Genomic DNA, 21,138 nt, shown 5'->3' on the forward strand with positions numbered 1-21,138 from the left:
GGGTCCCCCCATCCGCGTACGGGTGCGTGTTCCTGCCGGAGACACGTCACCTTACGCGGTGGGGGTCCCGTGAGCCCCCTATGTGCGGTGGAGCCGGTCAGACCGTGTACTCGTCGGCCACGGACAGCGCCGCGTCCAGGGCCGCGAGGCCTTCCTTCGCCTCCGCCTCGGCGATCGTGCAGGGCGGGACGACATGGGTGCGGTTCATGTTGATGAACGGCCACAGACCGTGGGCCTTGGCGGCGGCGGCGAACGCGGCCATGGGGGCGTTCGCCTCGCCGGCCGCGTTGTACGGCACCAGCGGCTCCCTGGTCTCACGGTTCCGGACCAGCTCCAGGGCCCAGAACATGCCGACGCCGCGTACCTCGCCCACCGACGGGTGCCGCTCGGCCAGCGCGCGCAGCCCCGGCTCGATGACCTGCGCGCCGACCACGGCGGCGTTCGCGACGACGCCCTCCTCGGCCATCACGTCGAGCGTGGCGACCGCGGCGGCGCAGGCCAGCGGGTGACCGGAGTAGGTCAGACCGCCCGGGTAGGGCCGCCTGCCGAAGGTCTCGGCGATCCTCGGCGAGATGGCGACGCCGCCGAGCGGCACATAGCCGGAGTTCACACCCTTGGCGAAGGTCATCAGGTCGGGGACCACGTCGAACAGATCGGCCGCGAACCATGCGCCGGTACGCCCGAACCCGGCCATCACCTCGTCCAGGACGAAGACGATCCCGTGCTTGTCGCACAGTTCGCGCACGCCCGCGAGGTAGCCGCGGGGCGGGACCATGATCCCGGCGGTGCCCGGGATGGTCTCCAGGACGATCGCGGCGATCGTGCCGGGGCCCTCGAAGGCGATGGTCGTCTCCAGGTGCTCCAGCGCCCGCTCGCACTCCTGCTGCTCGGTCTCGGCGTAGAACCGCGAGCGGTACAGGAACGGCGCCCAGAAGTGCACCACGCCCGCCGCACCGCTGTCGGAGGCCCAGCGGCGCGGGTCGCCGGTGATGTTCACGGCCTGCTGGGTGCCGCCGTGGTAGGAGCGGTAGGCGGACAGCACCTTTGGCCGGCCGGTGTGCAGGCGCGCCATGCGTACGGCGTGTTCGACCGCGTCGGCGCCGCCGTTGGTGAAGAAGATCTTGTTCAGGTCGCCGGGGGTGCGCCGGGCGATCAGCCGGGCGGCCTCGGAACGGGCCTCGACGGCGAAGGCGGGCGCGAACGTGGCCAGGGTCGCGGCCTGCTCCTGGATCGCGGCGACGACCTTGGGGTGCTGGTAGCCGATGTTGGTGAAGACGAGCCCGCTGGTGAAGTCGAGGTAGCGGTTGCCGTCGTAGTCCCAGAAGTACGACCCCTCCGCACCGGCTACGGCGAGCGGGTCGATGAGCTCCTGCGCTGACCACGAGTGGAAGACGTGCGCACGGTCCGCGGCCTCGACGGCGGCGCCGGCCTGGGGGTCGGTCTGAGGGATCATGCGGCGAGGCTAGGAGCGGCGGAGGCGGGCGGGACATGGGCGGGATGTCTGCGGTCAGGGGTATTCCGCGACAGGTTGTCGGGTGCCGGGCGCCTCGACGCGGCCGTTACGGAACCGTGCACGCCGCTGCCGCCGACTCCCTCTGGGGCGGCACTATTCTCTGGCTGTCGCACGCACAGGGGGGTAGGTGAGGCGGCGATGGAACGGCTGGGGGCCGGGGATCCGCTGGGGGTCCCTCCGGGCTTCAAGCTCCGGGGGAGTGTGGGGGGCTATCGACTGCTGGCGCGGCTGGGGGCCGGCGGTATGGGCAGCGTGTATCTGGCCCGGTCCGACCGGGGCCGTACGGTCGCGGTGAAACTCGTGCGGCGGGAGCTGGCCGAGCAGGAGGAGTTCCGGGCCCGCTTCCGGCAGGAGGTGCAGGCCGCACGGCGGGTCGGCGGGTACTGGACCGCGCCCGTCCTGGACGCCGACACCGAGGCCGACATTCCCTGGGTCGCCACTGGGTACGTCGCCGGGCCGACCCTCCAGACCGTCGTCTCGCAGGACCACGGTGCCCTGCCGGAGCGGTCCGTGCGCGTGCTGGCCGCCGGGCTCGCCCACGCCCTGCAGGACATCCACGCCGCCGGGCTGATCCACCGGGACCTGAAACCGTCCAACGTCCTCGTGACCATCGACGGCCCCCGGGTCATCGACTTCGGCATCGCCCGCGCGCTGGAGACCCTGACGGGCGCCGGGTTCACGCGCACCGGGGCGCTCGTCGGGTCGCCCGGGTTCATGGCGCCCGAGCAGGTGCGGGGCGACCGCGTCACGCCCGCGTGCGACGTCTTCTGCCTGGGCTCCGTGCTCGCGTACGCCGCCACGGGCACCCTTCCCTTCGGGGGCGCGAACAGCGGGGTGCACGCCCTGATGTTCCGCATCGCACAGGAGGAGCCGGACCTGGAGGGCCTGCCGGAGGGGCTGTCGGACCTGGTACGGGACTGCCTGCACAAGGACCCGGCCGCGCGGCCGACCCCGGCGCAGATCCTGGAACGCACGGGCGCGGACGACACGCTCAGCGAGGGCCGCAGCCGCGACCCGTGGCTGCCGGGCGCCCTGGTCGCCCAGCTGGGGCGCCATGCGGTGCGGTTGCTGGACACGGAGGATCCGGAGGATCCGGCGGAACGGCAAGGTCCGGAAGGTTCGCAGGGGCCGCAGGAGCGGCAGAGGCCGCAGGGGCCAGAAGGTTCGGAGGGGCCGCAGGGGCCGGAAGGTCTGGAGGGGCCAGAAGGTTCGGAGGGGCCTCAGGGGCCGGAAGGTCTGGAGGGGCCGCAGGGGCCGCGGGGTCATGTGGAGGCGGGAGCGGGGGCTCCAGGGGCTGCGGATGCGCCCACGGCTCCGGCACCCCCGGCAGCTCCCACGATCCCGGGGCCGCCCCCCGCCTCCGGCGCCTCCTACGGCGCGGTACCGCCACCGCCCGGCGTCTTCGGGCCTGCGCCGCAGCACCCCCGGCCGCCCGCCCCCGGAGGCTGGGGCACGCCGCCGTACGGTCCGCCCGCGTACGGTGACCCGGCGCCTGCGAGGCGCAGCGGACGTTTCACCGCCGTGCTGATCGTGGTCGCCCTGGTCGTCGCGCTCGGTGCGGGCGGTTCGGTGTACGCGGTGCTGCGCGGGGACGGGACCGGCACCACCGGCGGCGGCACCCCGTCGCGGACCTCCGCCGCGCCCACGACCCCAGGCCCGAGCACGCCCGGGCAGCCGTCCCCGTCCGCCTCGGCGTCCGCGTCGTCCTCGGCCAGTACCGGCTCTCCGGGTGCCGTCCCCGACGCCTACCTCGGCACCTGGACCGCCACGATCGACAACGCGACCGGGCACAACACCCGGAGCCTGGTCATCCGGCAGGGCGGGGTGGGCGACACGGTGCTGTCGCTGACCGCCGACGGCGGCACGTACCACTGCGTCTTCCGGGCCGAGCTGGTCGAGAAGCCCACCGCGAACGGCCCGCTGAGGATCGGCCCGTCCACGGTCACCGGCGGCCGGCCGGCGTCGTCCTGCACCCCGGGCGGCGCGACAGAGCTGACGCTGCTCCCGGACGGCCGCCTCAAGCGCGTGAACACGACCACCGGCGAGGCCCTGACCTATACGAAGGCGGGGTAGGCACAGGCCTGGTCACCTGGTCACCGGGCCTCCGGCGGCCGCTGCCGGGGCATGTTGGGCCGTGCGCCCGGCGGCGGGAACCGCCCCGGCAGGGTGCCCTCGGGGCGGGGCGCCGCAGCCCCCGACGACTGCATCGCCAGGGGTGCCGAGCCGGTGCGGAACTCCGCCATCCAGTCCGCCGTCTCCGCCCGCACCAACTCCGTCACGTCCTCGGAGAACCGTCGCAGCACCGAAAGGCAGCGCTCCGCCGCCTCTGCCGCGGTCCCCTCCGTCGGCCCCAGCACCTCCCGCACGCTCTCCGACGCCCAGTCGAACTGCAGCGCCTGGAGCCGCCGCCCGATCGCCTGTGCCGTCGCCACATCCCGCATCCATCCGGACGTCACCCCGAAGTACCGGTCCCCGGCCACACACGCCACCCCCACCAGCAGCGACAGATACGCCCACGGCGCCACCCCGTCCGCCACCCCGGTCAGATCCAGCAGCGGCAGCGCGGCCCCGCACACGGCTCCGACCGCCGCGCCCGCGCGCAGCGCCTGCGCCCCCCGCCGTTTCCACGCGCGGTTCGCCAGGTACCAGGCCGCCGTCTCCAGCGCCCGCCGCTCCACCCACCGGTACAGCTCGTCGAGCCGCTGCGCGGGCTCCCCCCAGTCGCCGTGCGGGAACGGCCGGCCCATGAGGTCGCCGGGGGCACCGGGGTCGCCCGGGTCGCCCGGCCGCAGCCCCGCCGCTCCCTCGCCCCGCCCGTCCTGGAGCGGACCCTCGGGCTGCATCTCCGGCTGACTCACCCGGCACTCCCTACCTACGGCTATGACGTTCCGCGATGCACAAGCCCCTGCACGTTCCAGGGAACGCGCGCTGCTCACTTCGTGCACCCCGCAGTGTGCTCGTGACGCATGGTGCTGAAGCGCCGCACCCTTCCTACCGCCGGGCGGGTGGCGGGCAACCTGCTTTCGCGGCTTTTCCGCCCGGAAGGGGGCCTTGGTCGGGTATACGACGCTCAGCAAACTCACTCGAAAGAGTGCCGCCGTGGGCGGGAATCGAGTCCGGACGGGCTACCCCAGCGCGCACCCCGGTGACCACGTAGGCTCGTGCCGAGGCGGCAAACCCCGCCCTGACATCCGTACGCATACACGCGCATACGCACATCCGAAGCCGAACCGTACGAGGCAGGAGCTGATCGTGATTCCCGGTGGTGGGCAGCCGAACATGCAGCAGTTGCTCCAGCAGGCCCAGAAGATGCAGCAGGACCTCGCCAACGCGCAGGAGGAGCTGGCGAGGACCGAGGTCGACGGTCAGGCGGGCGGCGGCCTGGTGAAGGCGACGGTCACCGGCGCCGGCGAGCTGCGCGCCCTGGTCATCGACCCCAAGGCGGTGGACCCGGAGGACACCGAGACCCTCGCCGACCTGATCGTCGCGGCCGTCCAGGCGGCCAACGAGAACGCGCAGGCGCTCCAGCAGCAGAAGCTCGGTCCGCTGGCCCAGGGTCTCGGCGGCGGCATCCCCGGCCTGCCGTTCTGAGCCCACCGGGCGGTCCCGCCCGGGGAAGGGTGTCCACCGGACCGTCCCTTCTGCGAAAGGCAAGCGCCAACTACCGTACGTACGAAGAAACCGAGCCCGGCTACCGTACGTACCGAAGCTCTTCAGGAAAGGCAGTCCGTTGTACGAAGGCGTGGTCCAGGACCTCATCGACGAGCTGGGGCGGCTGCCCGGCGTCGGTCCCAAGAGCGCGCAGCGGATCGCCTTCCACATCCTGCAGGCCGAGCCGACGGACGTGCGCCGCCTCGCCCAGGCGCTGCTCGAGGTGAAGGCGAAGGTCCGCTTCTGCGCGACCTGCGGCAACGTCGCGCAGGAGGAGCTGTGCGGCATCTGCCGCGACGCTCGCCGTGACCCGTCCGTCATCTGCGTGGTGGAGGAGCCGAAGGACGTCGTCGCGATCGAGCGGACCCGCGAGTTCCGGGGCCGCTACCACGTGCTCGGCGGCGCGATCAGCCCCATCGAGGGCGTGGGCCCCGACGATCTGCGCATCCGCGAACTGCTCGCGCGACTGGCCGACGGCACGGTCACCGAGCTGATCCTGGCCACCGACCCGAACCTGGAGGGCGAGGCCACGGCCACGTACCTCGCCAGGATGATCAAACCCATGGGCCTGAAGGTCACCCGCCTGGCCAGCGGCCTCCCGGTGGGTGGCGACCTGGAATACGCGGACGAGGTCACCCTCGGCCGCGCCTTCGAGGGGAGACGACTCCTAGATGTCTGACGCCACGCTGCACGCGACGACGCAGGACCCGGACGACTTCGCGGTCCAGATCGCGGACCAGATCGAGAGCTTCCTGGTCGCCGTCACGGAGGTCGCGAAGGGCGACGAGCCGGACTCGGCCGTCCCGTTCCTCCTGCTGGAGGTCTCCCAGCTGCTCCTGGCCGGGGGCCGCCTCGGCGCGCACGAGGACATCGTCCCCGAGGAGCGCTACGAGCCGGACCCGGGCCCGGAGCCGGACGTGGACGAGCTGCGCGAACGGCTCGCCGCCATGCTGGAGCCGGTCGACGTCTACTCCGAGGTCTTCGACCCGTACGAGCCGCGCAAGGCCCCGGTCCCGGCCCGTATCTCCGACGACCTGGCGGACGTCATCACGGACCTGCGCCACGGCATGGTCCACTACCGGGCCGGCCGCACCACGGAGGCCCTGTGGTGGTGGCAGTTCTCGTACTTCTCCAACTGGGGCGCCACCGCCTCCGCCACGCTCCGCGCCCTGCAGTCCGTGGTCGCGCACGTCCGCCTGAACCAGCCCCTGGAGGAACTGGACGGCCTCGACACCGACCAGGACCTCGGCGACGAGATACTCGCGGAGGAGGCCGGCCGGGTCATGGCCAAGGAGATCGCGGACCCGCTGGGGCTGCGGTCGGTGAAGTAGGCCCGCTGGGCCACGGGCCGGGCGCTCACACCAGCCCGGCGACCCCCTTTCCGAGGGTGCTCAGACCTCCGGCCAGCGCGAGCAGCAGGACGAGGGCCCAGGCGCGTCGCTCGGGCACCCGTCCGGTGAGTGCCCTGCCGATCAGGGCTCCTGCCGCCAGGGCCAGGACGGCGAGGGCCCAGACGGGCGCGGTGAGCCGGGGCGGTCCGTTGGACGCCACGGACACCGCGTTCACGACGACGCCGTAGAACTGGGCGTTCGGCACGAACTCCCGCACGCTCCAGTCGGCGTTCAGGGCGTACAGGGAGACGGGCGGTCCACCGACCCCGGCGGCCGAGTTCATGAACCTGCCCAGGCCTCCGGCTGCGACGGCCCCCCGGCCGCCGCGCAGGGCGGGCACCCGCAGGCCCCGCATGACCAGCGTCACCGCCACGGTGACGAGCGCCCCCAAGGACGCCGGCAGCAGGGGTTCCGGCAGCTGCCGGGCCACCCACGTCCCGGAGGGCACGGTGATCACGGCGGCGACGCACAACGGCACCATCACCGGGGCCCGCACCCTGCGCCACCCCTCGGCGATCCCGACGACACTGATGGCCCCCGCGGCGCAGTTGGCGAGCACGACGCCCTCGGCGGGACCGAGCAGCAGCACGAGCGCGGGCACGGCGACGAGAGCGAACCCCATCCCGGTCAGCCACTGCACACACCCGCCGAGCAGCACGATCCCGGCCAGCAGCACGTCTCCCGCCCACCCATGCGTCACGGGTCGGCATCCTCGCGCCCAAGGTCGTCACGCGTCCATGACACTCATGCCTGAAAGGTGATTCACACCCCCGGGCTGTGACTCGCGGCACGTTTCGCGTACCGTCCCTGCGCCGGGGCAGATGCCGTGCTGAGCGGCCTCCGTGCCGACGGAAAGCGGTGGTGAAAAACCGTCGTACGGCCGTCGTACGTCCGAAGAAAACCGGGATGATCCCCGCGTGAGCGGGACATCTCACCATGCGGTATCCCGGAAGGGAAATTGGGTCGCTCGATAGACTGAGCCGACCGCACCTGCGTCTCGCAGGCGCGGAAAGAGACGGACTGAGCGAGGAGCGCACGTGGGCCTTGTCGTGCAGAAGTACGGAGGCTCCTCCGTAGCCGATGCCGAAGGCATCAAGCGCGTCGCCAAGCGGATCGTGGAAGCGAAGAAGAACGGCAACCAGGTGGTTGTCGTGGTTTCCGCGATGGGCGACACGACGGACGAGCTGATCGATCTCGCCGAGCAGGTTTCCCCGATCCCTGCCGGGCGCGAGCTCGACATGCTGCTGACCGCCGGAGAGCGGATCTCCATGGCACTGCTGGCCATGGCGATCAAAAACCTGGGTCACGAGGCCCAGTCGTTCACCGGCAGCCAGGCAGGTGTCATCACCGACTCGGTCCACAACAAAGCCCGGATCATCGACGTCACACCGGGCCGCATCCGCACCGCGCTGGACGAGGGCAACATTTGCATCGTCGCCGGCTTCCAGGGCGTCAGCCAGGACAAGAAGGACATCACCACGCTCGGCCGTGGCGGCTCGGACACCACGGCGGTGGCCCTCGCGGCCGCCCTCGACGCCGAGGTGTGCGAGATCTACACCGACGTCGACGGCGTGTTCACCGCCGACCCGCGCGTGGTGAAGAAGGCCCGGAAGATCGACTGGATCTCCTTCGAGGACATGCTGGAGCTGGCCTCGTCCGGGTCCAAGGTGCTGCTCCACCGCTGTGTGGAGTACGCCCGCCGCTACAACATCCCGATCCACGTCCGCTCCTCCTTCAGCGGGCTGCAGGGCACGTGGGTCAGCAGCGAGCCAGTCGTTCACAAGACAGAGCAGCAAGGGGAAACGAAGGTGGAGCAGGCCATCATCTCCGGTGTCGCGCACGACACCTCCGAGGCCAAGATCACGGTCGTCGGCGTGCCGGACAAGCCGGGCGAGGCCGCCTCGATCTTCCGCACCATCGCCGACGCCGAGATCAACATCGACATGGTCGTGCAGAACGTGTCGGCCGCTTCGACGGGCCTGACGGACATCTCCTTCACGCTGCCGAAGAGCGAGGGGCGCAAGGCGATCGACGCCCTGGAGAAGGCCAAGACCGCGATCGGCTTCGACTCGCTGCGCTACGACGACCAGATCGGCAAGATCTCCCTCGTCGGCGCCGGGATGAAGACCAACCCGGGCGTCACGGCAGACTTCTTCACCGCGCTGTCCGACGCGGGCGTGAACATCGAGCTGATCTCGACCTCCGAGATCCGTATCTCGGTCGTCACGCGCAAGGACGACGTGCCCGAGGCGGTCCGCGCGGTGCACACCGCGTTCGGTCTGGACTCCGAGAGCGACGAGGCGGTCGTCTACGGAGGCACCGGGCGATGACCGGGCTCCCCCGTGGGGGGACGAAGCCGACGCTCGCGGTCGTGGGTGCGACCGGGGCCGTCGGCTCGGTCATGCTCCAGATCCTGTCCCAGCACGCGGACATCTGGGGCGAGATCCGTCTGCTCGCCTCGCCGCGCTCGGCCGGCCGCAAGCTGGCCGTGCGCGGCGAGGAGGTCGAAGTCCTGGCGATCTCCGAAGAGGCGTTCGTCGGTGTCGACGTCGCGATGTTCGACGTACCGGACGAGGTCGCGGCGCACTGGGCGCCCATCGCCGCCGCGCTGGGCGCGATCGTGGTGGACAACTCGGGCGCGTTCCGCATGGACCCCGATGTCCCGCTGGTCGTGCCGGAGGTCAACCCGCACGCCGCCCGGGTGCGTCCGCGCGGCATCATCGCCAACCCCAACTGCACGACGCTGTCGATGATCGTGGCCCTCGGCGCCCTGCACGCCGAGTTCGGGCTGCGCGAGCTGGTCGTCTCCTCGTACCAGGCCGTGAGCGGCGCGGGCCGTGCGGGCATCGACACGCTGCGGCAGCAGCTGTCGCTGGTCGCGGGCACGGAGCTGGGGACCAAGCCCGGTGACGTACGGCGCGTGGTGGGCGACAACACCGGGCCCTTCCCGGAGCCCGTCGCGCTCAACGTCGTGCCGTGGGCCGGGTCGCCGCGCGAGGACGGGTGGTCCTCGGAGGAGATGAAGGTCCGCGACGAGTCCCGCAAGATCCTGGGGCTGCCCCAGCTGCGCGTGGCCGTCACCTGTGTCCGCGTGCCGGTGGTCACCACGCACTCGCTGACCGTCCACGCCTGCTTCGAGGGCGAGGTCACGGTGGACCGGGCGCGCGAGATCCTCGCCACAGCGCCCGGCGTCGTCCTGTTCGACAACCCGGAGGCGGGCGAATTCCCCACGCCCGCGGACGTGGTGGGCACCGACCCCACGTGGGTCGGCAGGGTGCGGCGGGCCCTGGACGACCCGACGGCGCTCGAACTCTTCGTCTGCGGCGACAACTTGCGCAAGGGCGCCGCACTGAACACCGCGCAGATCGCCGAGTTGGTGGCGGGGGAACTGGGCGCCACCGCGTAGAGCCCCGACAGGCGGCCGACATGGAGCCCCGACAGGCGGCCGACGGCCGGAAACCCCTGGCCGTTGGCTGAAACGTTTGTAGGATCTGTGTGGGTTGCACGGACCATCCCGTGGTCCGGACCTTGAATCGAAGTCTCTCGGCGTTCGAAGATTCACTCCCCGCCCTCCGCAACCGCGCGCAGGGCGGGGAGCGTCTTTGCGGTCGCCCTTCGGGGGGCTGGGCACCACCACACACGGGGCATAGGGGAAGAGCTGGTACGCATGAGGGCACTTGACGCACGGTCCGGTGCGCTGGGGGGCGCAGGAGGGGACGTGCAGACGGATGTGCTGTCCGACGCGAACGTGATGCCTGTCGCGTACAACCCTGGCGGGGGCAGACGTGTCCAACTGGCGTGGCAGAGGTACTCGAATTCACCGCGGTACAGGCGAGGGGCGCGGCCCTTCGTCCGCCCCGCCGCCCCCGGATGCCCGGCGCGCCCGGCGGCATGCCGGTGATCGCCCCCATGCCCGCAGCGCGGCCCACCCGCATACCGAACCAGCGCGAGGGTGCTGAGGAGACGACGGCCGCCGGCACCACGGTCGACCATCTCACCGAGACCTATCGCGCCCACTACCGCTCCCTGCTGGGTCTGGCGGCGCTCCTCCTCGACGACACCGCGTCCTGCGAGGACGTCGTCCAGGAGGCGTTCATCCGCGTGCACTCCGCGCGCAAGCGCGTGCGCGACCCGGAGAAGACGCTCGCGTACCTCCGCCAGACCGTCGTCAACCTGTCGCGCTCCACGCTGCGCCGCCGCATCCTCGGCCTGAAGCTGCTGACGAAGCCGATGCCGGACATGGCGAGCGCGGAGGAGGGCGCGTACGACCAGTTGGAGCGCGACTCGCTGATCAAGGCGATGAAGGGCCTGCAGCGCCGTCAGCGTGAGGTCCTGGTGCTGCGCTACTTCGCCGATATGACCGAGGCTCAGGTGGCTCAGACCCTGGGGATATCGCTGGGCTCGGTGAAGGCGTACGGCTCGCGCGGCATCGCGGCGCTCCGTGTCGCCATGGGGGCATCGGCATGAGCAAGTACGAGGAGCGGCGCACCACCCCCTGGGGGCGCGACTCCCACGAACCACACGAACCGTACGAGTGGCACGAGCCGACGGACCGGCCAGGGCCGCCCGAGGCCGACCACGAGCAGCACGCTGGGAACGGAACCGTGAACCACCGCCCCGACGACCACGTCCGTGCGGACACCGGACGGGACCGCGCCGCCGCGGACCACCCCCCCGAAGCCTTCGGCAGGGACACGGGCGGTGCCGGTGACGGCCTCGGCGCGGGGCGGGACCGGCTCCTGGCGGCGCTCGGGGGCGGCGGGGCCGGGGCGGGCTCCGGCGACGGTGGCGGGGATCTGCCCGCCGGCGGCGACGGGATGCCCGAGGGACTCGGTTCGGACGAACTGGCGCTGCGGCGGATGCTGCACCACGCCGTGCGCGAAGTCGAGCCGCGTGAGGGCAGCCTCGACCATCTGCGGCGTGCGGTACCCGCCCGGCGGGCCCGCAAGCGGCAGGCCGTGGTCGGCATGGCGGCCGCCGCCCTGTTCGTCGGCACCGCGATCCCGGCACTCGTCCACGTGTCGAACGCCACCGGCTCGAACGCCGACCCGTCCATCGCCGGGCAAGCCTCACGGGCCCAGGGCGGCGCCGACCAGGGCAAGGGCCCGGACGGCGGCTCCAGCGGCTCCGCCGGCTCGGCCGGGACGTCCAGGGAGACGGGCAAGGGGAGCCAGAAGGGCAAGGAGGACAAGGGCAAGGGGGCGACCGACGGGGCCACCGGCGGGACGAACCCGTCGGCCTCCGCGCAGACTGCACCCGCGTGCACCGCGGCCCAGCTCGACCGGCCGACCGCCACCGCGGACGCCCCGGACTCCACCGGCTCGGTCTACGGCACGTTCCGCGTCAGCAACACCTCCACCACGAGCTGTACCGTCTCGGGCAGCGGCACCCTCACCACGGCCGCCCAGGGCGCGGCGGACCCCGCCAAGATCACCGTGGTGAACCATGTCACCGGCGACCCGGCCACCGGCCTGCCCGACCCCACGCAGGAAGTCTCCTCCCTGGTGCTCAAGCCAGGAGCGGCTTACGAGGTCAAGTTCGCCTGGGTGCCCTCGGAGACCTGCCCGACCACGGGCAGCGGCACCGGGAGTGGCGGGGGCGCCTCACCCGACCCGAGCCCCTCGGACAGCACGAGCACGAGCGGCGGCGGCTCCAGCCCGGAGAGCAGCGGCACGGCACCGCAGCTCATGACGGAGGACGGCGTGGCCGACGGCAGCGTGACCGTCTCCCTCACCCCGGGCACCGGCGCCGCGAGCTCCTCGACCACCATCGCGAACGCCTGCGCCGGCACGATCTACCACACGGGGATGCTGGCGGGGTCCTGAGCCCGCGGCAGCAGCCGCGCGCCGGCCCGACCTGTCTCGGGGGCCGCTCGGCCCCTGCCTCAGGCCTTGGCGGCCGGCGTCGGGCTTTCGCCGGCGGCTTCTTCGCCTGCGGCCGACTCGCGGGCCGCCGACTCGCGGGCCGCCGACTCCTCGCCGGCCGCCGGTGAGGGCGCGGCCTCGCCGGTCGTGCCGGTGTCCGGCCCTTCCGGTACGAGGCCCAGCTGTGCGTCGCGGGCGTACTCCACCTCGCGGCGCAGCAGGCGGAACCACATGAAGACCGTGAAGCCCGCGAAGACGAACCACTCGCCGGTGTAACCCAGGTTCTGGAACGCCTTCAGGTCGAGTCCGCTCCCCTGGGGCGCCGTCGCCGGTACCGCCTTCATCCCGCTGTCGGCCTTGGTGAGGGTGATCCACGCCTCGTACAGGTCGTAGGGCACCAGGTTCACCAGGGTCGCCGTGCTGATGTCCGCGGTCTGCCCGGCCGGCAGTCCGCCTGCCGTGCTCACCCCGTTCGACCCGGGGCTCTCCGGGGCCTGCAGGGCACCCGTGACGGTGACCTCGCCGGCTGGCGGCGCCGGAGCCTTGGCAGGGTCGGCGTCACCAGGCAGCCAGCCCCGCACCACCGGCAGCGCCTTGCCGCCGTCGGTCCGCAGCATGGTCAGCACGTAGAACCCGCGCTTGCCGTCCAGCTCCCGATCCGGCACCAGCAACTGCTTGCCGTACCGCCCGCGGACCGTGGCCTGCTTGCCGGACGTCCTCTTGTCCACCGGCAGCAGCTCGGCCAGCGGCCGGGCCGCCTCCTTGCGGTCCGCGGTGACCTGCTCGTTCGCCGCCCGCTGCTCGTGCACCCGTGCCTCGAACCGGCCCAGCTGCCATGACCCCATGAAGACGCAGAAGGGGATGGCCAGCAGCACGAAGACGTTGATCCCCCACCAGCGGGGCGTCAGCAGAAACCGGTACACGTCCTCAACGGTACGGTGCCACCACCGCGGGCCCGCCCCTGGGGCCCGTTAGCCCACGGCACCACCCCCCAGATGCCGCGCCGCGAAGTCCAGCTCCAGCCGGACCTGCTTGATCCGCTCGTCGACCACCAGCGAGCCGTGCCCCGCGTCGTACCGGTAGACCTCGTGCACCGCATCTCGCGCGGCGAGCCGGTTCACATAGTTCTCGACCTGGCGGATCGGGCAGCGCGGGTCGTTCACCCCCGCCGAGATGTACACCGGTGCCTTCACCGCGTCGACGTAGGTGAGGGGCGAGGACGCCTCGAACCGCTCCGGCACCTCCTCGGGCGTGCCCCCGAGCAGCGTCCGGTCCATCGCCTTCAGCGCCTCCATCTCGTCGTGGTACGCCGTGACGTAGTCCGCGACCGGTACCGCCGCGATCCCGATCGTCCACAGCTCGGGCTGGGTGCCGAGCCCGAGCAGCGTCAGGTAGCCGCCCCACGAGCCGCCCGTCAGCACCAGCCGCTCCGGGTCCGCGAGCCCGGACGACACCGCCCACTCCCTGACCGCCGCGATGTCCTCCAGCTCGATCAGCCCGACCCGGTGCTTGAGCGCGTCCGTCCACTCGCGCCCGTACCCGGTCGAACCGCGGTAGTTGACCCGCACCACCGCGTACCCGTGGTCCACCCAGGCCGCCGGGCCCGCGGCGAACGAGTCGCTGTCGTGCCAGGTCGGGCCGCCATGGATGTCGAACACCGTCGGCAGCGGGCCGGAAGCCCCCGCCGGTCTCTGCACCAGCGCGTGGATGCGGCCGCCCGGCCCGTCCACCCACACGTCCTCCACCGGCACCGACCCCGGCGCCTTGATCCCGGGAGGATCCAGCACCACCCTGCCCGAGGTGGACCGGACGAGCGGGGGCTCGGCCGCGGACGACCACAGGTACTCCACGGTCCCGTCGGGCCGTGCCGTCGCCCCGGACACCGTGCCCGGCGGCGTCGGCACCCGCACCAGCTCCCGCGTGGCCAGGTCGTAGCGGAACAGCTCGCTGCGGGCCTCGAAACCGTGCACGATCAGCAGCGCGGAGCCGTCCGGATACCATTCCGCGGCCACGTCACCCGGCAGGTCCAGCCGCAGGTCCGTCTCCTCGCCGGAGGCGACGTCCCACACCAGCGGCTCCCACCGGCCGCGCCGCTGGTGCCCGATGAGCAGCCGGGTGTCCCCCTCGACCGGCGCGAAGCCCAGGACCTCCAGGCCCAGCTCGACCGTGCCGCCCTTGGTGTCGTCCAGCTCCGCCACCGTCGAACCGTCCGGCCGCAGCACGCGCAGCGCCGAGTGCATCGCGTCGCCGTGCTCGGTGTGCTCGATCGCGATCAGCGAGCCGTCATGGGAGAGGTCGCCCACCCCGGCCGACTCGCGGTGCCGGTAGATCTCCACCGGATCCCGGCCGGCCCGCACGAGATGGATCGTGGAACCGTCCTGGTCGGTCGAGCGGCCCACGACCGCCGTCCGCCCGTCCCGCCCGATCGCGAGCCCCGCCGGGTACGACGGCTCGAGTCCGGGAGCCGCCGGCTCGTCGGGCCCGGCACCCGCACCGGAGGCACCGGGCACGAACCGCTGGCGTCTCCAGATCCCGAACTCGTCGCCGTCCGTGTCGTCGAACCACCAGATCCACTCGCCGTCCGGCGAGAGCACGCCCTCCGTCGTGCCGGTCGCCCGGTCCGTCACCTGGCGCTGCTCGCCCGTGACGCGTTCCCAGGCGTACAACTCGTACGTCCCCGTCGCGTTGGAGACGAACAGCGAGCGGTGCGGCGCGTCCTCCGCCCAGTCCGGCAGTGACACCCGCGGCGCCCGGAAGCGCTTCTCCCAGTCCGGCATGTCCCCGCCGCGCTCGGGCGAGGTGGACCCGTTGCTCTCAGTCATGGCCCCATAGTGCCTGGCCCGGCCGACTTCCCGCGGGCGAGGTCCGCAGCCTGTGGACAACTCGCCCTCAGACGAGGTCCGCAGCCTGTGGACAACTCGGCTCCAACCCTCGGCACGCCCGCGCGCGGGATCAGGTCCCGGCCGGCTCCCGGCGCCTGCGCCCCAGCAGGTCCGCGAGACCGCGCCGCGTCGCCGCCAGGACCACTCGGTCCTCCGCGCGCAGGACGTAGGTGGGCGGCAGGTCCCAGACCAGGCCCGAGGCGCGGTCGGGTGTGCGCGTCTCCGGGTCCGGCGTCTGGCCGCGTTCCTCCGGCGCCGCGGTGTCCAGGGCGAGCACCCGCCACGCCCCGGCGCGGAACGCCTGGGCGACCGTCTTCCCCTCCAGCTGCGGATGCTCGGCCACGTCCACGGCGGCGAACAGCAGCACCCGCCGCTCCACCGGGATCGCTCCCAGGATCTGCCGGCCCAGCATGGCCCCGGCGAACGCGGGCGCGGCCAGGTGGGACACGCTGCGGCTGCGCGTCTGTGCGTGCGGGTGCGCGGCGCGCAGGGTGCGGTAGACGGCGGTCGCGAAGTCGTCGTCGTACAGGCGCAGGACGACCCGCAGGTCGGGCCGTACCGAGCGGGCGTACAGGACGGCCTCGAGGTTCGTCGTGTCGGAGCTGGTCAGGGCGAGCAGCGCGTGCGCACGATGGATCTTGGCGGCTTCCAGCACGCCTTCCTGGGTGACGTCCCCGAGCACGACCGGCACCCGCAGCCGCCGGGCCGTCGCGAGGCCGCGCGCCTCCGGGTCGCCCTCCACGCACACCACCGGGATCTTCAGCTCCCGCAGCCGGGTCATGACCCGGGTGCCGATCTTACCGACGCCGAGCAGCACCACGTGTCCGGACAGCCCGCGGGGCGGTCTGCGCAGCGCGGTTCCGCTGCGGAAGGTGCCGAGGGCTTCGAGCACGGCCGCCAGCAGCACGGGCAGGAGCAGCAATCCGACCAACGAGGACAGCAGTTGCAGGATCTGCCGCCCGATGGGCTCACCGATGGCCGGGTTGTCGATGGCGAACAGGTCCAGCAGCGTCAAGTAGGTGGCCCGCAGCGGCGGTTCGCCGGTGACCGCCATCGACGCGATCGCGAGCCCGATCACGCAGCCCACCAGCCCGGCGACCGACCAGCGCAGCCGCCGCGAGAACAGCGAGCCGAGCGGTACGACACTGCGCCCGGCGGGCAGCGCCGGACCGGTGTAGGAGACGGTCTCCAGGACGATGGTGCCGCGTCCGGTGGCCTCCGCCACCGCACTTTCGTCCGGCAGGAGCTCGGGACCCTGCTCGTCGTCGGAACCGTCGGCCCCGGCAGGGTCGTTGGCCGTCGCGGACAGCAACGCCAGCGTGCACAGCCCGGGGTCGGCGACCTGACCCGGCCGTGGCGGCGGGCGCTCGACGGCCCGCAGCATCAGCCCGTCGGTCTGCACCACCTTGGTGGTGCCGGCGACGGCGGTCGCGGCCAGGGCGGGCGCGGCGGTGTCGGCGTCGGACAGCACGGTCGTGGACGCGTCGAACGCCTCGGCGTCGCCGGTCCCGCCGGACGCCAGGGCCGCCGCCTGGTCGAGGAGTGCCTCTATGTGCTGCCCGAGCCGCCGGTTGTACAGGCGCAGGACGAGCCGCAGCCGCGGGTTGAGGCGGCGGGCGGTGAGCGCGGCGCGGATGTTGGTCTCGTCGTCGTCATAGACGAGCGCCAGCGCCGCCGCCCGGTCCACGCCGGCCTCCGCGAGCACGGCCTCGGACGCCTCGGGGGCCTCCACCATCCGTACCGAACCGGCGGGTTCGGCGCTGCGGCCGCCGCCGGATCCGGTGGTGCGCCCGTCCGTACTGTTGCCGTTGCCGTTGCCGTTGCCGTTGCCCGCCGCGCGCGTGACCGCGGCGGAGACCCGGTCGAGCAGCGTCGAGGCGCGGGCACGGCCCACCACCGGCTGCCGGGCGACCCGGACGGCGGGCGGGACGACGAGCGTCACCTGCTCGCCGTACACCCCGCGCAACTCGGCGGCCAGCCGGTGCGCGAGCCCGTCGTCCCCGCACACCACCATGTGCGGGACGCCGTCACCCGACCCGTTCTGCTGCGGAACCCCTGCCCCCACGAGGAGAAAGACTGCCGTATAGGGGGTGCTGGTTCCACACAGGCGCCTGAGACATCGGGCCTCGTCCGCACGGGTGACGGTTACGACGGTGAGGAGCGGGGCTGCTGTCCTTGAGCCATACTCGTGGTGTGCTCGACCGGCGTCCTCGACCGCGGCCGGGGAACGAGCCAGTCACCGGCCGGAACAGTCCCTGAGGGGGCCATCATGGCTGTGGAAATTGCGCCGCTGCTCACACCTTCCCGCCTCAGGCGCCGAGGGGGCCTGCTGGGCGAATGCTTCGCGGAGTTCCTGGGGACGTTCGTCCTCATCGCGTTCGGATGCGGTTCGGTCGCGACGGCGGTCGCCGCGCTGCCGGGTTCCGGCCGTACCGCGGGACCCACCACCTTCTTTCTCAGCGCCGGCGACTGGCTCCTGATCTCCTGGGGCTGGGCCCTCGCCGTGACGTTCGGCATCTACGTGGCGGGCGGCCTCAGCGGCGCCCACATCAATCCGGCGGTCACGCTGGCGTTCGCGGTGCGCCGCCGGTTCCCCTGGCCCAAAGTCCTCCCGTACTGGTTCGCGCAGTTGGCCGGCGGGTTCGTCGGGGCCGCGCTGGTGTACGCGGTCTACCACGACGCGATCAACACCTTCGATCACGCCATGACGGGGCCGAAGACCAACGGGCACACGCTCGCCAGCTTCTCGATCTTCAGTACGTTCCCCGCGCCGTTCTTCCACGGCGGCACATGGGGCCCGCTCGTGGACCAGATCGTCGGTACGGCCTTCCTGGTCATGTTCGTCGTGGCGGTCATCGACCTGCGCAACATGGGGGTACGGGCCAACCTCGGGCCCTTCGTGATCGGCCTCGCGGTCGCCGCCATCGGCATCTCGTACGGCGCGAACGCCGGGTACGCCATCAACCCCGCCCGGGACTTCGGCCCCCGCCTGTTCACCTGGGTGGCGGGCTGGCAGAGCCTCGCGCTGCCCGGCACGCTCCCCGGCTCCTTCCGCGACTACTGGTGGATCCCGATCGTCGGCCCTCTCGTCGGCGGGGTGGTCGGGGTCCTGGTCTACGACCTGTTCATCGGCGACGTCCTGCACATCCGGACACAGCGCGGCGAGCCGCCGGAACCCGGCCGGGCCCGTCCGACGGAGACCACGGACGAGGAGTGACCGGCGGCCGGCACTTGAACCGATGACCGGGCCGGCACCTGAACCGATGGCCGCGGCCGGCGCATCACCCGGACGCCGGGACGGCACCCGGACGTCGGCATCTCAGTCGGCGGAATCTCAGCCGGAGGTATCTCAGCCGGAGACCGGATGCCCAACGGGCGCGCGTAGCAGCAGGACGGCGATGTCGTCGGTGTGCCGGCCGGTGGGCCAGACGTGGCGGACCAGGCCGTCGATCAGGTCCTCCAGCGCATGGTCGCGGACGTCGGCCAGATACCGCGCCAGGGCTGCGATGGTCCGGCTGGTGTCGGTGCCGGGGACTTCGACGAGGCCGTCGGTGTAGAAGGCCAGCAGGGCGTCGGAGGGGAGTGGTACCCGGGTGACGGGGTAGTCGAAGTCGACGTCGACGCCGAGCAGCGGCCCGGGCTCCACCTCCAGCAGGCGGACCTCGTCGGAGCCGTGGCACAGCAGCGGCGGAATGTGGCCGGCGCTGGCGAGGGCGATCTCCCGGCGGGCCAGGTCGAGGTGGGCGTAGAGGCAGGAGACGAGCAGGTCGGAGTTCAGGTCGGTCAGGAGCCGGTTGGTGCAGGCCAGAACCTGGTCCGGGGGTGCGCCGGCGGTTGCGTGGGCGTGGATGGCGGTCCGCACCTGGCCCATGAGGGCGGCCGCTGCCATGCTGTGGCCCTCGACGTCGCCGATGACGGCGGCCGCGGTGGTGGCGTCGAGGCGCAGCAGGTCGTAGAAGTCGCCGCCGACCTCGACTCCGCGGGTCGCAGGCAGGTAGCGGGCGGCCACGTCCAGTCCGGCCACGGCGGGCAGGGCGCGCGGCAGGAGCACCTGCTGCAGGTCGTTCACGAGACCGTGCTGGGCGTCGTAGAGCCGGGCGCGGTCCAGGGCCTGTGCCATCAGCCCGGCCAGTGAGGTCAGGACGGCGCGCTCGTCGGCGGAGAAGGTGTGGGGCTGGACGTAGGACAGGACGCAGCAGCCCACCGGTCGTCCCGTGATCATCAGGGGGAGGAAGGCCCAAGCCTGTTTGCCGCTCACCAAGGGCGCCTCGGGGTAGCCGCGGGCCAGTTCGGAGGGGCTGGCGAAGAAGGCGGGGGCGCCGGTCGTGAGGACCTGTCCGGCGGGGGAGAACACGGTGTCCAGCGTGAGCCCGTCCAGGCGTTCGATGACCTCGGGCGGGTAGCCGTACGAGCCGAGGATCTTCAGGCGGCCCGCGTCGACGGCCGACAGCATCAGGCCCTGGGCGCGGAAGGCGGGCAGAATCTGGTCCGCGATCATCTCGAACAGGTCGCGCACGCTCACCGTCTCCGTGAGCGCGGCGGCAAGGTGGATGAGCTGGTACAGACGGCCGGTCGGAGTCAACGTGACCGGCCGGGGACGTGTACTCGGCTCGGGCTGCTCCCCGGCAGGGGTGATACGGACGCTGATGCCGCTGGTGTCCGGGTACAGCTCGAAGGCCAGCCACTGGTCCGGTGGGCGCTGGGCCGTGAACGACACCGCGGCGCGGCTGACCACGGCGGTGCGGTAGTGGTCCTCGATCACGGGGTCGTCCATCCACGGCAGCGACTGCCAGGGCCGGGTCCCCAGCAGCCGGCCGCCGTCGCGGCCCAGCAGGCGGGCGGCGGTCTTGGTGAGGAAGGTGATCCTGCCCTCGAGGTCGAGGGCCAGGGCGCCCTCGGGGAGGCGTTCGGCGTAGTCGACGGCGACGAGGCCGGCGTAGGCGGGGTGGTGCGGGGCGTCGAGGGGGACGAGGCGCGGCTGGTCGGGCAGCGTGGGCGGGCGTGACGCGTCGTCCAGGAGACGGGCCAGACGGCGGGCGCTGGAGGTGATGTGATGGCGTTCGCGGGAGGTGGGCCTCCGGGCGTGGTCGGCGGGCCACATCAGCACCAGTCCGCCCCAGCAGCGGCGCATCCCGGTCACGGCGTGCGCGGCCAGCGGGAATCTGTACGGCAGGACCGCGGCGACACGCGGATACCGGCGGGCCATGTCGCTCTGGTCCCCGACCCACACCAGCCGTTCCTCGCGGATCGCGTCGGCGAGGGGGACGGGAGCGGTGAGCGGCAGCCGCCGCCATGGGGCGGTGAAATCCAGAGGCATGCCGCACACGGCCACCAGCCGCAGCACCGGCTCCGCCTCCTCGATCAGGTAGATCCCGCCGATGGAGGCTCCGGTGCGGCGCACCGTCGTGGCCAGGACCGTGTCGAGGGCATCGTCCAGTCCGCCGGGGGCATCGCCCAGCGCCGGAGCCGCGCCCTTCGGCTCATCGTCGCCACCCATGGCCATATCCGGACAATACGTCCATTGGGAGTCGCTGACACCGCAAGCGTCGCCGCTCGGGCGGGCTGCCGGACCGTCCTCGCGGCTCCTCCCGGCGCGGCAGGTGCCCGGCGGCCGGAAGGTGAAGACCATGCCGGTCGCGCACCGCCGATTTCACCCAAAGTGATGGGCGATAGGATGGATTTGTGGGACTGGACCCCATCTGAGGCACGTGTCACCTGCGGGTGACGGTCCGGGACGTGTACAAAAGCCCCGCCGGAGTCGCCATGAACTCCAACCGAGCCGTCGGCACCGCCCCCCGGCTTCCGCTGCCGACGCGGACGCGGTCATGACCTTCCGT

At 72.5% G+C, this 21,138-nt stretch carries 16 protein-coding genes; 9 read left to right on the plus strand and 7 right to left on the minus strand.

Features of this window, described 5'->3' with window-relative positions:
- Positions 1-97: 97 nt before the first annotated feature.
- Positions 98-1,453: an aspartate aminotransferase family protein gene (locus AB0N14_RS20105; RefSeq protein WP_366027035.1), complete on the minus strand. Its 1,356-nt coding sequence runs from the start codon at positions 1,451-1,453 to the stop codon at positions 98-100.
- Between the two features lie 198 nt (positions 1,454-1,651).
- Here AB0N14_RS20105 and AB0N14_RS20110 point away from each other — a divergent pair, with 198 nt between their 5' ends.
- On the plus strand, positions 1,652-3,586 hold the full coding sequence (locus AB0N14_RS20110) for a protein kinase (RefSeq protein WP_366027036.1): 1,935 nt from the start codon (positions 1,652-1,654) through the stop codon (positions 3,584-3,586).
- A gap of 20 nt (positions 3,587-3,606) precedes the next feature.
- On the opposite strand, the gene AB0N14_RS20115 is transcribed toward AB0N14_RS20110, so the two are convergent.
- Positions 3,607-4,371: an SLATT domain-containing protein gene (locus tag AB0N14_RS20115; RefSeq protein WP_366027037.1), complete on the minus strand. Its 765-nt coding sequence runs from the start codon at positions 4,369-4,371 to the stop codon at positions 3,607-3,609.
- Positions 4,372-4,765: 394 nt separating this feature from the next.
- Between AB0N14_RS20115 and AB0N14_RS20120 the strand changes: the two genes are divergently transcribed.
- The 3 genes from AB0N14_RS20120 (at position 4,766) to AB0N14_RS20130 (ending at position 6,495) form a co-directional block, all read left to right on the plus strand.
- Positions 4,766-5,104 (plus strand): YbaB/EbfC family nucleoid-associated protein, encoded by a 339-nt coding sequence (locus tag AB0N14_RS20120; protein WP_103837908.1) that lies wholly within the window; start codon positions 4,766-4,768, stop codon positions 5,102-5,104.
- A 139-nt stretch (positions 5,105-5,243) separates the two neighbouring features.
- Positions 5,244-5,843, plus strand: coding sequence for a recombination mediator RecR (gene recR / locus AB0N14_RS20125; RefSeq protein ID WP_103837909.1), 600 nt, complete (start codon positions 5,244-5,246; stop codon positions 5,841-5,843).
- Complete coding sequence (locus AB0N14_RS20130; protein WP_366027038.1) at positions 5,836-6,495, plus strand: DUF5063 domain-containing protein; 660 nt, start codon at positions 5,836-5,838, stop codon at positions 6,493-6,495. Before recR ends, AB0N14_RS20130 begins: the two co-directional genes overlap by 8 nt.
- Before the next feature lie 25 nt (positions 6,496-6,520).
- Here AB0N14_RS20130 and AB0N14_RS20135 read toward each other — a convergent pair whose 3' ends face one another.
- The gene (locus tag AB0N14_RS20135) at positions 6,521-7,255 is read right to left on the minus strand and encodes a sulfite exporter TauE/SafE family protein (protein WP_366027039.1); all 735 of its coding nucleotides are present in this window, start codon (positions 7,253-7,255) and stop codon (positions 6,521-6,523) included.
- A 337-nt stretch (positions 7,256-7,592) separates the two neighbouring features.
- Here AB0N14_RS20135 and AB0N14_RS20140 point away from each other — a divergent pair, with 337 nt between their 5' ends.
- From AB0N14_RS20140 to AB0N14_RS20155, 4 genes are all read left to right on the plus strand, one after another.
- Positions 7,593-8,885 (plus strand): aspartate kinase, encoded by a 1,293-nt coding sequence (locus AB0N14_RS20140; protein ID WP_366027040.1) that lies wholly within the window; start codon positions 7,593-7,595, stop codon positions 8,883-8,885.
- Complete coding sequence (locus tag AB0N14_RS20145) at positions 8,882-9,961, plus strand: aspartate-semialdehyde dehydrogenase (RefSeq protein ID WP_366027041.1); 1,080 nt, start codon at positions 8,882-8,884, stop codon at positions 9,959-9,961. The genes AB0N14_RS20140 and AB0N14_RS20145 overlap by 4 nt, the downstream gene beginning before the upstream one ends.
- Before the next feature lie 392 nt (positions 9,962-10,353).
- The gene (locus AB0N14_RS20150) at positions 10,354-11,022 is read left to right on the plus strand and encodes a SigE family RNA polymerase sigma factor (RefSeq protein WP_366027042.1); all 669 of its coding nucleotides are present in this window, start codon (positions 10,354-10,356) and stop codon (positions 11,020-11,022) included.
- Complete coding sequence (locus AB0N14_RS20155) at positions 11,019-12,380, plus strand: hypothetical protein (protein ID WP_366027043.1); 1,362 nt, start codon at positions 11,019-11,021, stop codon at positions 12,378-12,380. Before AB0N14_RS20150 ends, AB0N14_RS20155 begins: the two co-directional genes overlap by 4 nt.
- A 59-nt stretch (positions 12,381-12,439) precedes the next feature.
- On the opposite strand, the gene AB0N14_RS20160 is transcribed toward AB0N14_RS20155, so the two are convergent.
- The 3 genes from AB0N14_RS20160 to AB0N14_RS20170 all read right to left on the minus strand — a co-directional run bounded on the left by AB0N14_RS20160 (position 12,440) and on the right by AB0N14_RS20170 (position 17,315).
- On the minus strand, positions 12,440-13,342 hold the full coding sequence (locus AB0N14_RS20160) for an SURF1 family protein (protein ID WP_366027044.1): 903 nt from the start codon (positions 13,340-13,342) through the stop codon (positions 12,440-12,442).
- Positions 13,343-13,390: 48 nt separating this feature from the next.
- Positions 13,391-15,241 carry a prolyl oligopeptidase family serine peptidase gene (locus AB0N14_RS20165; protein WP_366027045.1) on the minus strand — a complete coding sequence of 617 codons (1,851 nt, stop codon included), beginning with the start codon at positions 15,239-15,241 and terminating at the stop codon, positions 13,391-13,393.
- A 130-nt stretch (positions 15,242-15,371) separates the two neighbouring features.
- The gene (locus AB0N14_RS20170; protein WP_366027120.1) at positions 15,372-17,315 is read right to left on the minus strand and encodes an NAD-binding protein; all 1,944 of its coding nucleotides are present in this window, start codon (positions 17,313-17,315) and stop codon (positions 15,372-15,374) included.
- A gap of 255 nt (positions 17,316-17,570) precedes the next feature.
- Here AB0N14_RS20170 and AB0N14_RS20175 point away from each other — a divergent pair, with 255 nt between their 5' ends.
- Positions 17,571-18,518, plus strand: a complete 948-nt coding sequence (locus AB0N14_RS20175) for an MIP/aquaporin family protein (protein ID WP_366027046.1) — start codon at positions 17,571-17,573, stop codon at positions 18,516-18,518.
- A gap of 132 nt (positions 18,519-18,650) precedes the next feature.
- On the opposite strand, the gene AB0N14_RS20180 is transcribed toward AB0N14_RS20175, so the two are convergent.
- Complete coding sequence (locus AB0N14_RS20180) at positions 18,651-20,798, minus strand: SpoIIE family protein phosphatase (protein ID WP_366027121.1); 2,148 nt, start codon at positions 20,796-20,798, stop codon at positions 18,651-18,653.
- Between the last annotated feature and the right edge of the window lie 340 nt (positions 20,799-21,138).

This window comes from Streptomyces sp. NPDC051104 (genome assembly GCF_040682835.1).
GTDB classification, from domain to species: domain Bacteria; phylum Actinomycetota; class Actinomycetes; order Streptomycetales; family Streptomycetaceae; genus Streptomyces; species Streptomyces cynarae.